Source organism: Paenibacillus sp. DP01, assembly GCF_044784315.1.
GTDB lineage: Bacteria > Bacillota > Bacilli > Paenibacillales > Paenibacillaceae > Paenibacillus > Paenibacillus polymyxa.
On the sequence record NZ_CP173059.1, the window covers coordinates 3682850 to 3696256 of the forward strand.

Sequence of the window (13407 nt, forward strand, 5' to 3'; positions counted from 1 at the left end):
AAATTGGGTTATTTACAAACAGCTTGGATGGAAAATCGGGTTAAATTGCTCATACAATTGAGACATATTGATACTCCATTCCGTCTTCCTTGGCGCTGCAATAGTAAAGATGTAGTTACCCAACCGATACGACTGGGCGGCATATTGCGGAAAATGCGAAAATGTACTCCGAAAGCATCCACTATTAAATCTGATCTCGTTAATTTCAAGCACTTGCAATGATGCGGTAAAGCCTGTGCGCAATATTTTCGAAATCGCCTCCTTTACCGTCCAAGAAACCGTCAATAAAACAGAGTATTCCTCTACTCCTCGCACGGCTGCGATTCTTTCCCTTTCTTCCGTCGTCAATTGGCTTTCCATGGTCTTATTTCGGTTAGGACTTATCCTCTCAATATCAATCCCCATAGGATGCGCTTCTGGAAAAACAACAGCGGTCCCGATATCATCACAGTGGGCAATGCTCACTTGGTAACCAGGGACTCCGGTAGTTCGAAGCAAGGGCTGGCCGAAAACACCTGTCTCCACGCTTATGTTGCGTAGGTTCTGCTCCCTTAACAGCACGGATGCTGCTTGTTTTGCACTTAGCCTGCCGAGCAGAAAGTTGGATTTTCGGCGCTGGAATAGCAGGCTCTCAAAGTAGCTACACTCATCTGAATGAAAAATCTCCGGATCGAGAGCAGCATCGTCACGGCAAACTGCATGTACAAAACTAACAGCCGCCTTCATCACGGTATCTTCCCGCTTCAACATGAGCTGTTCTGTATACATGACCACATGCATATCCCCCTATGAATAGGCGAGCACAAACCAAAAAAACCTTCAAATGCCTTAAGGGCTCTGAAAGCTTCCAAATGGAGAAGATATCCCCACTATTATTCTATTTAAACTTTACTAATAATTTCTAAAGCTACGTTCACTAGTCTGATATCACCCATAAATTCTAGCTGAATAACCGCCTGTCTTTTATGTCTGTCTATCTTCTTAACTATGCTGCTTCTTCCTTTAAGCGGCCCTTCTATGATACGTATATTGTCTCCTTCAATAATTCCAGTTGAGCATTCTATACAATATCTATCATTGCATAAACTCTCTAAAACTTGTCTCTCGCAATCTCGCATAGAAGCTTCTAACTTCGAATATCTCAATAAACGAATGATATCGCTGGAAGTATAAATCATTGAATTTGTACTTGTTACGAACTGCAAGTCAGGTAAGTTGGACTCAATAAACACATAACTGGGGAACAAAGGCGCTAATTCTTTCTTGACTGTTCCTGCTACTTTAAAAAGTCTCTCTTGGAGCGGTATAAATGGTTTGTAAACTTCAGAATCAAACCACTTATTAAAAAGTTGTTTAACCCTTTCTTCCCTACCCGTTCGCACAAAAAGCACGTACCAATTCACTCCGCTCATCTCCTAACAAAACATACTGCCAAAATCAACCCTATAATGTCTGCTGCCAGTGTATGCATAGCTTCGCCCTTTCACTTATCCTGCTTGATAAGCTACAATCTCTCACGATATGTCCCTCATCAGTGGTTAACGTGACCCGCCAGCGATTAACCGCAAACAAGTTCCTTTATTTTTCATATAATCATATAATTGGAATAGTATATTTCCATTATAATCCTCTGCTCAAACAGTGTCAATTGCCATTTTGGCAACAACCCGGTCTATATTTAAGGGGGGAGAGACCCCATCACCCTTTAGAACTGCCCCCTTTTTACCAACTCATTTAAAATTGAATAAACCTTTTTGGTTGGGGCGCATTCTGAAATTAATAAACGGCTTCATGCTCGTAAATTGAAAATAAATATTTTCATCCATAAGGTGACTGAGTGGGAACCCAGGTGCTTTACCATATGAATGAGCAGGATAAATTTGAATGGAGCTATCAACCTCTCGCTTTATTTTTTGAACGCTATGATATAAGTCTTTCGGATCTCCTCCATTCGGATCACAAAAGCCACAACCTTCAATGAAAATGGTATCCCCCGTAAACAAGTGATTGGATAAAAGATAGCATACACTTCCCACGGTATGTCCTGGGGTCAAAAGACTTCTAATTTCTGTTTCTCCAAGTTTGATAAAATCCCCATCTTTAACGGGATGTAAATTTTCACATCTAAAATGGTAATAATCGATTTCTTGTATTGACATGAATACGTGCGGTCTATACTTTTCCAGGAGCGGATTTACCAAATTAACATGATCTAAATGTGAATGGGTTAATAGTATGGCTCTGAGATTACCATTCAACTGTCGAAGATATGACTCTATTTTCGATAAATCCCATGACGGATCGACAATAGCAATGTCTCCTGTTTTCTTATCCATTACAATATATACATAGTTAATAAAATTCATAAAACAGACTCTTAACTGTTCCATATGGTATGTCAGACTCATATCAGCTTCACTGAACCCACCTTCCCATGGCCAAATCCAAATTTGTGCGTCAAATTCACAGTTCAAATGCGGCTGAATTGATCTACATCACTATGCATTTGCTATGTTGTAGTCTTTGCTAAGAGTTCCTGAATAACAAGCATTTCTGCGCTTTTCGGGATAATTCTCGTCTCCGATGTCTTTCTGTCAAAAGTTGCTGTACCAATGATTATACCAACTTATGCAATAGAAAGGCTTCGGCCCTCTGTTACAAGATTTTGCTCTATAAAGTCGTAAAACTCTTTCTTCGCTGTAATTACATAACCAAAAAAATACCGCCATACGGCGGTATTTTTGGTTTCTCTTAATATGAACACTATTATTCACACTTTCATAAACTACTAATACAAAATACATTTTTTACTGAAAGAGAGTTGGCTGAGATGAAACCTAAAAAAACTGGAAAAAGTACAGCTACTGTCCGTAGAGGGATGAATAGATCCCCTATACAATCTCAACCTCACGCATTGAAGAAGAAAAGAATATTGCCTACTCAGGCTGTTGTTAGAAACGGCGGCTTTGAAGATCAGGATTTGACACCTTGGATTGCAAACGTCAGCAACGTGACAGGTCAAATCTTTATTACCAGAACCAACCCGCACAGTGGCAATCAAGCCGTCTGATTCTCAGCTAACCCGGGGCACAGCGTCTCGCTTAGACAAACGATTTCCGATCTGAGAAGAGGAAGAAGATACCGTGTAACCTTCTGGGTACGTAATTTGATCAGTCCTTTCGGTGGTCGGCTTCAAATTAGTTTAGGAGAGCAAACCTACACGATCCAGCTTAACTCGCTACCTTCATCACAATATGAGAGAGTCTCCCGTACCTTCTCAATCTCAGGGAATTCGGGGACAGTCTCCAGAGATTTAGTGTTCCGCGTTACAGCACAGGATACTTTTGCAACCATTCTTTTGGATGATGTATCTATATCCAGATTAAGATAATAAATCATTTGGTAGCAGAATTATCATTACAAAACACAAAACTAAACTGAATTTTATAGCATGTAATTTTCCCAAAATTAAAGCGCCTCCTCCGCATATTAACGGTGAGGCGCTTCGTTGGTCCTGTGTACCTGCAGATACTGTAATCTATATAAAATACCAGAGTCTGTCCCCAATTCGTCTTTGTTCTCCTAACTAAAAGTGAAAATCTTAAAAAGATAATTATACTTTCACGTCAAAAGTAAAATTCTCCATCTCTTCTTCGGCTTCACGCATTAAATCCAACAAACGATCGGCGTATTCTCCAAGGGATTTCCTGCTTGCGTGAAAATCAAGCCATTGAATTGTAAGTGGCATCGGGATGGAGCCAGTTAAGCAATCCCATAATGCATCCAAATTTCGACCGTAAGTTTGGTCTAATCCAAGCTGGGCTTGAAGTGTGTCATGTAATTCTTCTTTTCCATGAATGTTATTTCCATTTATAATTACAACCATCATAAAGCCTCCTTCATTCTTTTAGTTGCTCAAACGTACGGTAATGATCAGTTGTTTTATAGATTAAGCCATCATTGGAGTAGAGAATTCGATCGCTCCCCCTAGTTCCGCCTGAGTAATTAATGTCTGCTTCGTACCAAATTCTCCCTTTTTTCTCAGGCAACAAGCCTTCTCGATTTCGAAATACATCACCGCCTATGCTTTTGCCTGGGGCTACTTTTTCCAAATTTCCTTCACTAGGCTCCCAGCCTAATTTTCTGGCCTCTTTCTTGGTTATATAATTCCCGGGAAGATCATTATGCTCCGAAATATATTTAGCGACTTCATCAAATTGCGTTAAAACAGAACTGCTGTGTGTCGAGTCCTTTAATGAGACCGTTTGGAGCGAACAGCCTGTAAACAGGATGGTCACTAAAATAAAAAGCAAGACACCTAAATATTTTTTAACATTCATTACATTTAATCTCCTTTGATAGTTACATCCTATGTTCAAAACTTATCAATCTCATTGATTTCTTTTATTCATTATTTTTTCTTTTGGTGTATAATAGTCACCTGTGAAAGTAAATCCAAATTGTTTATATAATTGAATTGCATGGATATTATTTTCATAAACACTTAAATAAATATGGTGGCCAGGGTACTCATTTTCTAAAAATGAAATAAGCTTTTCCATAAAATATTTGCCCAAGCCCATTCCCTGAAATCGCTCATCTATTAGAAACCGATCGAACCAGACTTCGTCTTCAAATTTACCGTACATAGCAAAACCCACTGGTATAGCATTTTTATACAGACCTACTGGTACAAAACGAGTATCCTCCCTAGCCTCTTGTAAACACTGTGAGATGGATTCTACAAACTGTCGCTGATCCTTAGCTATGCTTAAGGAAAGTACTTCTTTTTCATTCGAGCTCGTTACAACCCGAATTTCGCTAAACATAATAACAAAACCTTTCCATTTAGTTTGTTTACAAAACGATCATATGGTATATAGTAACTATATAGTCAAGGGAGGCACTCAAAAATGAATGAAAAATACTTTACTCCGAGGGAATTTTCCGATCTATGTAAAGTTAATAAGCAGACATTACTCTATTACGATCAAATTGGCCTTTTTTCTCCGATTTACAAAAACGATAAAGGATATCGTTTTTATTCTATTCGTCAATTAGAATGGTTCAACGTGATTGAATTGTTAAAAGATCTTGGAATGTCACTCAAAGAAATCCAGCAGTATATGAAACACAAATCACCTGCCAGCTTTTTATCTTTAATGCACCAACAGAAAGAGAACATTGTTAAAAAAAGAAAAGAAATTGAAATGACGGAAAGAATCATCGACGCAAAAATAGAACTCATGGAAGAGGCATCACGGTTAGATTTTCACCAGATTTCTCTTGAACAACACACAGAAGCAACACTTTATCTTAGTAAAAATATAAAAAATATTTCGGAAGAAGATTTTGTGAGAGTGGTTTCAGAATTTGTTGACGAATTATATGTATCATTTCTCGATACAGGATATCCTATTGGGGGTATTACAAAAAAAGAGCAAGTATTGAAGGGTGACTATACGAACTACAGTTATCTGTACATAAAGCAACCTAATCCTCGGGAGGACTATCCTTATTTGAAAACTAAGAAAGGATATTTTCTAACGGGCTACCATATTGGTGAAGAAAAGAGCATTCATGAAACCTATGATCGACTTTTTTCGGAAATGGATCGACTAAACTTATCTTTAGGAGATTATGTTTATGAAGAATATATATATGATGCCGTGGTAAAATACCGGGAAAAAGATTATATTACCAAAATTATGATGGAAGTCATATTAGAATAAGGGTAGGCTCCTACTTTACCTCAATCTCTCCTTCATCAGGCTACGAAAAACAATCCCCTAGCGGATATTAGTAACGAGGATAAGAAAGGCGTAAAGAGAACAGAAAAACTATTTTGAGGAAGAAGCACCAAAGTTATTGATGCGTTAATCAAGAGCGACTCAGTCTGGAGACTTTACCTTTACATAAAAAATGAAGCCTATGAGGTATGCAGATATGCATATATGCATATAGAGGAAGTATCCACTCATGTCAAAGCTATGCGTAAATCCAAAAATTCGTCCCCAATCCGTCCCCAAAAGTGAAAATGGCACTCGCCCCTTATGATATGGGTTTTAGATCTCAACCCCTAAAAAAAGCAAAAAGCCCCTAATTATCAAGGGCTTCATGCAATAAACTAGGATGCCGAGGACCGGGATCGAACCGGTACGGTAGTCACCTACCGCAGGATTTTAAGTCCTGTGCGTCTGCCAATTCCGCCACCCCGGCAAGCATTTAGGAACGCTATTTTACACTTACTTGTTCTTGTCTTACAAGTATCTGAGAAGCTTACTTACTAAGAAGTGTTCTCGTTATGTAAATGTCGTTCATCTGGGCACCAACTTATAATACGATAATTTCATCAAAATGTAAAGGGGTTTTTAAAAAAATATAAAATTTCTCTTTTTGTATAACTTGTGCACATTTGAACTACACTAATAAACGTCTTTCCAAACCACCAGAAGGGGTGTTACGAATGCGTGAAGGTATGATTCCAGCTGTTCTTGGGACGGTAGTATCGGCTTCAGGCGCTGTGTTGCTGAGCAGTAAGTACAAACTTGCAGCTACAGGCATTCTCGGTTTCGGACTGGCTCATGTTGTTCTGGGAGCGATTGATTTGATTGAGCATCGCTAGTTGTTTGGAAAGTACCGGGCGGGATTTATCCTTCCCGGTTTATTTTATAAGCGTTTAATATGGAGCATAAGCGTTTATGTAAAGTGTAGAACTGACCATGCCTAAGAAGGAGCGTGTAATGTGCTATGAAAAAACATAATTCCAAAAAAAAGAGTCTTACTGACGATCAAATCGAATATAAACAATCTCTGGATAAGCGTGAACCAGGATTTGATCGGATTCCTGACCCTGGTGCCGATTCACCTGCAGCTACCGATATGATTGATGAAGCCGTAGGCCGTGGAATAGACAAACTACGTAATGATTTTACAAAATAAAGCATAAATTATAAGTCACAGGTTTTTGTTAAGCATCACTTGAAGATCAGCATGATCCAACCAATAATTGAGATCCACAGCACAATGCTGATGAAGAGTCCACACAAGAGACCAAAAGAGAAATTACCTTCACTCTTCGGCATAGCACTGCCAAATTTCAATCTAAGCTTCATTTGATTCCAGTTCATAGAACCCCCTCCTTAAGTTCTATTTCGGAATATGAAGCTTATTTTTGTAGACCTATAGTCATGTTTTTAAAAATAAAAAAGGGGTTTTTGTCCTATCACCCTGAGCGCGGCAACAGAATTACAGCTATACCTACCAAACAAATCAATCCACCAATGAAATCGTACAAGTCAGGTGTCTTTTTATCAATCCACCAGCCCCATGCAATGGAAAGAACAATAAAGACACCTCCGTATGCTGCATATACACGCCCAAAGGAGGAGAAACCCTGGAAGGTGGCAATGACTCCATAGACAGCTAAAATCACTCCGCCGCAAAGTCCGACATACCATGTCTTGCCTTCTCGCAGCCACTGCCAGATCAAATATCCACCTCCGATTTCGGCGATGCCAGCCAAAATAAAAAGTAAAGCTGCCTTTAACACTCCATTTCACATCCCTAATCTTTTTGACTTTTCAGTCATCTCATTAAAGTAATCGGCCTATAATAATAATCAATGCAATTACGCCAACCAGAATAAGCAGATTACTGACCTGACGCCAAAGGCTTGAAGCTCCCTCGGAGTGAAGCTTCCGCTGATTGGCATCAAAGTTTGCTTTGGTTCCCTCAGCATCTGCTGGACTAGAAAATGGTCTGTTTTCTTCATTCATATGAAAACCTCCTTTGCAATCCACTTTAATCATACCAAACTTTTCCGTCGATTTCGCGTTGCTTTATGCTTATACTTTACCGCCATTTCCAAACGGAGCTTCATATGTACGTAGTGTACAAACCATATGTCGATATTTCACTGAATATAAAGTATGATGGCGAATCAAGGTAGAGTGGGTATTTAGACGCCTTTCATTGCAGGACGGTAGTTATGGTATAATTTAGTCAACTTGTTCAAGATCATAACCAGAGCACAACAGTTACTCACCCTGTCCTAAAACTTGCATCTAAGAATCCACATCTGCGGTTACAACCTGCATATTCTTTTTGTAGACCTAGGAGGAGGATACGGATGTCCCCTATTTTTATAGCTAGTTTAATGATAATGGGTATATTTTTATTTCAGGCAGCCATCATTTTGGGCATCATACATTGGGTTTCTAAACGTACCAAGCGTCCAGCACAAACCAAAATGTACCTTATAGTGGGTTTGCTTGTTTTTATATCAGGCTTCCTTGTGTGGGACAATTGGATACAATCGCAGGAACTCAATGGGTGGACTATGATTAGTCTGATAATGATCATGATTAGCGCCTACATACAACTTAGAAAACACAAAGAAAAACACTAATCCCATTACCAGCATCAAAGGAGGAGCGCCATGAAATCTCACTCAACACGCTTTTGGTTACAGAGGGTGCTACTGCTAATGCTTGTTTTACTCTTTAGCGGCTCTCAACAATCGTTCATTGTTGCCGATGCCGCCCCGCCAATTAATGCTCATGCCTCTGCCAAAGCCAGGCAATTACTTGCCTATTTAACTAATGTACCGGATGGTATGCTAATTTCTGGACAGCATGATTATTTAGAGGCACCGGATGAACAAAATAACAAGCTGCAACAAATCAGCGGACAATACGCAGGACTTCACGGCTATGAGTTTGGTGGGTTGACTAATCAGTCCCGTACTGCTTTACGAGAGCAACGTCAGCGCGTTGTGAATAGTGCTATTGAATGGAGCCAGGACGGCGGAATCGTAGCTATCACCTTTCATCAGGCGTTACCGGGCAAGCCAAAAACGTGGAAAAACGTACAAGCAAAAATTACTCAAGCTGAATTTAATCGTTACATCACGCCGGGTACCCCGCAATATAAGCAGCTCATCGCTGATTTGGACGAGGCGGCTCTGTCCCTTAAGACCTTACGGGATGCGGATGTACCAGTTTTATGGAGACCCTATCATGAAATGAACGGCAACTGGTTTTGGTGGGGGAACAAACAAAATTACGCTAAGCTGTGGGATCTAATGTATGATCGGTTCGTACATGTCCATCATTTAGATAACCTATTGTGGGTCTGGAGTCCCAATGCCCCGAACGCATACAGCACGCCCTATAATCTGTCCTTTCCAGGCATTAACCGGGTAGATGTGCTTGCAGCCGATATCTATAATAATGATTACAAATCCTCCTACTACACTGAATTGCTAAAGCTTGCACAAGGCAAGCCTATGGGAATCGGAGAAAGCGATATTCTGCCAAGTGCGAAGGTGCTACAGAATCAGCCAGCCTGGGCTTATGCTATGACATGGGGAAAGGAACTGTCGGCAACTAATTCGCAGGCAACCATTAGACATTTTATGAACCAAAATAATATTATCACACGAGATCTTCTCCATGAGTCCCTCCGCTGAAAGAAAAAAGCTTGTACTTTGCTCCTAGAGCGAAATACAAGCTTTTTTTCATACCCAGTCAAAAGAAACTCTCTAACTATTTCTGATTACCTCTTCAAGATCAAGATCGGCATACGCCTCTTCACCAAGATGTACGGATACAATGGTGTAGATCCGCTTGGTTAATCTAGACATCAGCCGATCACCTGGTGCTACGGAATATTCTTCCCGAAAATCCCCAATCTTGTGAAAACCGCTGGACATATGGATGTACAAGTTGCCCCTACGTGTTTTACCATGTACCAACATCAAATCTCCTCCTGCTGTGTGACCAACCTAATTTCCCTGTTATATCTATATCGGTCAGAACAAGATAGGATATAAGTCCCTGGTCCCTTCTTTCGTTTCACTCGTTAGTGCACATAAACGAAACGGGCCTGTCAGTGTTATGACAGACCCGTCTTTGTAAAATTCACTTTTCGAATTAGAAAGAAACTATTATTGATAGGATTCTGCAATCGCATTGGCTGCGATGATTGCATTATACACATCATCAGGACTAACCGGGAACGGCATGTTGATCATCGTATCATTTGCTGCACAAGCAGCTTCAGCCACCTGGCGCCATTCAGCCTCAACAAATTCCTCTACACCCAGGTCACGAAGAGTTAATGGAAGACCTACATCCTTAACCAGCTTAATCACGGTCTCTAGCTCTTCTTTTGGTGCGTTTTCCAGCACCAGCTGAGTTAACAAGCCGAATGTAACTTTCTCACCATGCTGTGCTTTGTGAAGTGAAGGAACAGCCGTCATACCATTGTGAATAGCATGTGCTGCTGCCAATCCGCCTGATTCCGCTCCGACACCGCTCAGATAAATGGTCGCTTCAATCGTATCCTCAACTGCACGAGTATACACTTTACGATCCACTGCACGCTTGGCCTTCACAGCATTCTCCAGCAATGTATCATAACAAAGGCGAGCCAGTCCCAGACCTGTAGTGGAAGGCTTGTTCAGCACCAGATTGTCCCCATTGGCCTGATAGCAGGCACGAGCTTCAAAATAAGTGGCCAGTGCATCACCGATTCCTGCTGCAAAGAAACGTGCAGGCGCCGCTGCCAAAATACCTGTATCCGCAAGTACTACATCTGGATTCGTAGGCAGGAACAAATATTCGTCAAAAGAGCCATCCTTCTTGTAAATAACCGCAAGCGCGGTACAAGGAGCATCTGTAGAAGCAATCGTTGGAAAAATAACAACAGGCAGCTTTTCATAATATGCTGTTGCCTTGGCGGTATCCAGCGTTTTTCCCCCGCCAATCCCTATAATGATGTTCGAACCATGTTTGCGTACTAATTCACGGTTACGATCAATCTCTTCTTTTGTACATTCATATTGGAATTTCTCAAAGACCACCTGGTTACCAGCTGCTTCAATCGAAGCACCTGCCTCCTTTTGGGCTCTTTCAAGGATAAACTCATCGCAAATAACATAAGCCTTATCGCCATAATCCTTGATGTAGTCATTTAACGACGAGAGTAGATTTTGTCCAGAAATAAATTTCTTGGGTGAAGTAACGGACCTTACAACGTTTGCCATGTAAATTCCTCCTCAGCTTTGACTCATACTCAAATTAATAATGATTTGGGCATGTGACCCCTTAACTATAAACCTCTTTTCACATTATTAAAAGGCTTATTATGGAATATTTTATGAACAAATTGTGTATCTATTATTCTTGAAGAGTCGAAATCCATTCAGAGTACAGGATGCCCATCATGATGCGATCATAGCTGTTGCCATCACGGAGAACAGCGGAACGAACTCTACCCTCCAGCTGGAACCCTGCCTTTTCATAGGTACGGATCGCTTGTGTATTGTACTCAATCACATCCAAGCCGACCCGATTAAGATTCAGCTCATAAAACGCATAACGAAGAATGAGACGTATAGCTTCTGCTCCAAACCCCTTGCCACGGTAGTCTGTATTACCTATACCTACTGCCAGCTGCCCGCAGCGATTATTCCACTCAATCCCATGAATAGCAACAAATCCGATCAAGACATCGTCTGCCAATGTTCTTAACCGAAAATAGATCTCGTTAGAGCTAGGAGATCCTTCCGATTCCATCTGTTTCAACGTGTAGGGGAGTGCCAAATCCGTATCTACATTTCGCAAATACTTCGCATCCTCACCCCATTTGAACATCAGTTCAGCATCTTCTTCCCTGACTGCGGCCAGTTTTATTCGTTCCCCGTAAAACAAATTTTCGATTTTAATAACCCTTCAGCTCCTATTATGAATTGTGTATGATGTTTTCCGTCATCATTGTCATGTTATCCAATGTCCGCAATATGAGCTCTCCCTTATGAATTCAATGTTTAAATTTTACAAAATAATCACCCCTAACACAACCAAATCATTACAATTATCATGGTGGGAAATACAAAAAGACCTTGCAGCTGCAAGGTCTTCGTATTCCTAATATTTGAACAACATAGCAACCAGTTGATATCCAGCTCCGATCGTCCAGAATAGCACATAATCGCCACGCCGGATACGACCTGATCCAATACCTTCATATAGAGCAATGAACGGGCTGCTGGTACCTGTATAACCATAACGATCACCCACATAAATCATCTGATCATCCTCTAGCTCCAAATGATCCTGGATCTTCAACACATTGGCCAATGAAAACTGCGACAGACAATAAGCCCGTACATCCTGAGGCGTCAGCCCATTCTTTTTTATAATGCGTTCAAGCAGCTCGAATGTTGGAGGCAGGGCCATATTGGCGTCGAACGGAAGCCACTGAATATATTTTCCGGGCGCGTTCCTTTGGAGTGTCGCCGCTAACCCCTGAGCCGGGTACAAAATTTTATCTATATTGACGGGGTCCGTAAAATACAGGGAATCTATGAATCCAGTTTCCTCTTCAGTACGCTCCAAAATAACTGCGCACGCAGCATCCCCATAGTTCGCATAAGTAATCTCATCCGCAGGATCGGAAATGAGCGAATTATAATCTGAGCCGATAATAAGCGCTGTCCGCACATCGGGATTAGATAACATCGACCGACTGGCTTGATCGACAGCTACTGTCATCCCTGCACAATTCGCATTGAAATCCATCACTGCCACATCATGTCTGGCCCCAATCGCCTGGTGAACAAACAAGGCATTCATCGGAAACAGCGACTCAGGAACTTGAGTGGAGAACACGATCATATCCACATCACGACCTGTCATACCGGCTTGCTCCAGAGCCTTTTGCGCAGCTGCTATTCCCATGGTTAGACCGTTTTCGTTCGGATCATCAATGATATAACGCTGTTTTCTACCCATATGCTCCATGAAGCGTCGGATATCTTTTCCCCGCTCGTCAAAATGGCGAATATAATATTCGTTATTCAACGAGTGGGACGGATGATACACTCCCAGTGCTTTTATTCTGATATGGCTCATCAGGTTTCCCCCTTACTCATACGTCAGCGCATTATTGTACTACAATATCTACGTTGTTTAATCCTGCTTCACGTGCTACGCGACCAAGCTGCATTTTAATAATCGTTTGCTGGAGGCTGATAACAAAAATTATTTTGGCAAATCCAGTTTCTTTATAACGTGCAAAAGAACCCTTCAGTTTCTCTACTTCACCTGGTCCCAAAAGTGCCATTTGGGTGCAATCTACCCTGAGTGTAAAGTTCGATGCCTGAATAGATGAAGTTTTGGCGATATAATCCTTTACAAAGCTGTCATACTCCTCTTGGCTAAAAACTCCATTCACTGCCATATGTACCGTTTTAATGACTTGATCCACTTCGATGGTATAAGGATGTTGACTCATTTTAGAAAGACTCCTTTGATTTCATTTTTTGTCTATTAAGATTATCGGAATAATAGGTAGAATTTTTAATATAAAACGAGATACATCACCCCTAATATATTACAA

Annotated in this window: 19 protein-coding genes and 1 tRNA gene; 5 read left to right on the top strand and 15 right to left on the bottom strand. The window is 40.9% G+C overall.

What is annotated here, in order from left to right; all coding sequences use genetic code 11:
- Positions 1 to 12 precede the first annotated feature (12 nt).
- From ACH59B_RS16040 to ACH59B_RS16050, 3 genes are all read right to left on the bottom strand, one after another.
- A complete protein-coding gene (locus tag ACH59B_RS16040) occupies positions 13 to 768 on the bottom strand; it encodes a 4'-phosphopantetheinyl transferase family protein (protein WP_404303984.1) in 756 nt (251 codons plus the stop codon).
- Between the two features lie 113 nt (positions 769 to 881).
- Positions 882 to 1403 (bottom strand): antiterminator LoaP, encoded by a 522-nt coding sequence (loaP, locus tag ACH59B_RS16045; protein WP_016821487.1) that lies wholly within the window; start codon positions 1401 to 1403, stop codon positions 882 to 884.
- A 327-nt stretch (positions 1404 to 1730) separates the two neighbouring features.
- The gene (locus ACH59B_RS16050) at positions 1731 to 2366 is read right to left on the bottom strand and encodes an MBL fold metallo-hydrolase (RefSeq protein ID WP_038978042.1); all 636 of its coding nucleotides are present in this window, start codon (positions 2364 to 2366) and stop codon (positions 1731 to 1733) included.
- Between the two features lie 464 nt (positions 2367 to 2830).
- Between ACH59B_RS16050 and ACH59B_RS16055 the strand changes: the two genes are divergently transcribed.
- Positions 2831 to 3070 carry a hypothetical protein gene (locus ACH59B_RS16055; RefSeq protein WP_404302090.1) on the top strand — a complete coding sequence of 80 codons (240 nt, stop codon included), beginning with the start codon at positions 2831 to 2833 and terminating at the stop codon, positions 3068 to 3070.
- A gap of 543 nt (positions 3071 to 3613) precedes the next feature.
- Here ACH59B_RS16055 and ACH59B_RS16060 read toward each other — a convergent pair.
- From ACH59B_RS16060 to ACH59B_RS16070, 3 genes are read right to left on the bottom strand one after another with little or no spacing between them, the layout of a single operon-like run.
- Positions 3614 to 3886: a barstar family protein gene (locus ACH59B_RS16060; RefSeq protein WP_404303986.1), complete on the bottom strand. Its 273-nt coding sequence runs from the start codon at positions 3884 to 3886 to the stop codon at positions 3614 to 3616.
- 13 nt (positions 3887 to 3899) lie between these two features.
- Positions 3900 to 4340, bottom strand: coding sequence for a ribonuclease domain-containing protein (locus ACH59B_RS16065; protein WP_017428096.1), 441 nt, complete (start codon positions 4338 to 4340; stop codon positions 3900 to 3902).
- A gap of 51 nt (positions 4341 to 4391) precedes the next feature.
- Positions 4392 to 4829: an N-acetyltransferase gene (locus ACH59B_RS16070; RefSeq protein ID WP_017428097.1), complete on the bottom strand. Its 438-nt coding sequence runs from the start codon at positions 4827 to 4829 to the stop codon at positions 4392 to 4394.
- An 84-nt stretch (positions 4830 to 4913) separates the two neighbouring features.
- Between ACH59B_RS16070 and ACH59B_RS16075 the strand changes: the two genes are divergently transcribed.
- A complete protein-coding gene (locus tag ACH59B_RS16075) occupies positions 4914 to 5732 on the top strand; it encodes a MerR family transcriptional regulator (protein WP_404302093.1) in 819 nt (272 codons plus the stop codon).
- A gap of 401 nt (positions 5733 to 6133) precedes the next feature.
- Here the strand turns inward: ACH59B_RS16075 and ACH59B_RS16080 are convergent.
- Positions 6134 to 6219: transfer RNA gene (locus ACH59B_RS16080), tRNA-Leu, on the bottom strand.
- 247 nt (positions 6220 to 6466) lie between these two features.
- On the opposite strand from ACH59B_RS16080, the gene ACH59B_RS16085 reads away from it, so the two are divergent.
- Complete coding sequence (locus ACH59B_RS16085; protein ID WP_013311032.1) at positions 6467 to 6625, top strand: hypothetical protein; 159 nt, start codon at positions 6467 to 6469, stop codon at positions 6623 to 6625.
- Between the two features lie 125 nt (positions 6626 to 6750).
- Complete coding sequence (locus ACH59B_RS16090) at positions 6751 to 6942, top strand: hypothetical protein (protein ID WP_025365320.1); 192 nt, start codon at positions 6751 to 6753, stop codon at positions 6940 to 6942.
- 35 nt (positions 6943 to 6977) lie between these two features.
- On the opposite strand, the gene ACH59B_RS16095 is transcribed toward ACH59B_RS16090, so the two are convergent.
- From ACH59B_RS16095 to ACH59B_RS16105, 3 genes are all read right to left on the bottom strand, one after another.
- Complete coding sequence (locus ACH59B_RS16095) at positions 6978 to 7130, bottom strand: hypothetical protein (RefSeq protein ID WP_019688000.1); 153 nt, start codon at positions 7128 to 7130, stop codon at positions 6978 to 6980.
- A 95-nt stretch (positions 7131 to 7225) separates the two neighbouring features.
- Entirely contained in the window at positions 7226 to 7552 is a 327-nt protein-coding gene (locus tag ACH59B_RS16100; protein WP_113049891.1) for a YnfA family protein, read from the bottom strand.
- Between the two features lie 43 nt (positions 7553 to 7595).
- Complete coding sequence (locus ACH59B_RS16105) at positions 7596 to 7778, bottom strand: hypothetical protein (protein ID WP_016821496.1); 183 nt, start codon at positions 7776 to 7778, stop codon at positions 7596 to 7598.
- Positions 7779 to 8440: 662 nt separating this feature from the next.
- Between ACH59B_RS16105 and ACH59B_RS16110 the strand changes: the two genes are divergently transcribed.
- Positions 8441 to 9472 (top strand): glycosyl hydrolase, encoded by a 1032-nt coding sequence (locus tag ACH59B_RS16110; protein WP_025365323.1) that lies wholly within the window; start codon positions 8441 to 8443, stop codon positions 9470 to 9472.
- Between the two features lie 72 nt (positions 9473 to 9544).
- On the opposite strand, the gene ACH59B_RS16115 is transcribed toward ACH59B_RS16110, so the two are convergent.
- The 5 genes from ACH59B_RS16115 to ACH59B_RS16135 form a co-directional block, all read right to left on the bottom strand.
- Positions 9545 to 9760 (bottom strand): hypothetical protein, encoded by a 216-nt coding sequence (locus ACH59B_RS16115; RefSeq protein WP_013371960.1) that lies wholly within the window; start codon positions 9758 to 9760, stop codon positions 9545 to 9547.
- A 189-nt stretch (positions 9761 to 9949) separates the two neighbouring features.
- Positions 9950 to 11050: a glycerol dehydrogenase gene (locus ACH59B_RS16120; RefSeq protein ID WP_019688002.1), complete on the bottom strand. Its 1101-nt coding sequence runs from the start codon at positions 11048 to 11050 to the stop codon at positions 9950 to 9952.
- A 133-nt stretch (positions 11051 to 11183) separates the two neighbouring features.
- Complete coding sequence (locus ACH59B_RS16125) at positions 11184 to 11717, bottom strand: GNAT family N-acetyltransferase (protein WP_016821500.1); 534 nt, start codon at positions 11715 to 11717, stop codon at positions 11184 to 11186.
- A 216-nt stretch (positions 11718 to 11933) separates the two neighbouring features.
- Positions 11934 to 12920: a ketoacyl-ACP synthase III gene (locus ACH59B_RS16130; RefSeq protein WP_404302098.1), complete on the bottom strand. Its 987-nt coding sequence runs from the start codon at positions 12918 to 12920 to the stop codon at positions 11934 to 11936.
- Positions 12921 to 12951: 31 nt separating this feature from the next.
- Positions 12952 to 13302: a hypothetical protein gene (locus ACH59B_RS16135; RefSeq protein WP_013371964.1), complete on the bottom strand. Its 351-nt coding sequence runs from the start codon at positions 13300 to 13302 to the stop codon at positions 12952 to 12954.
- Positions 13303 to 13407 lie beyond the last annotated feature (105 nt).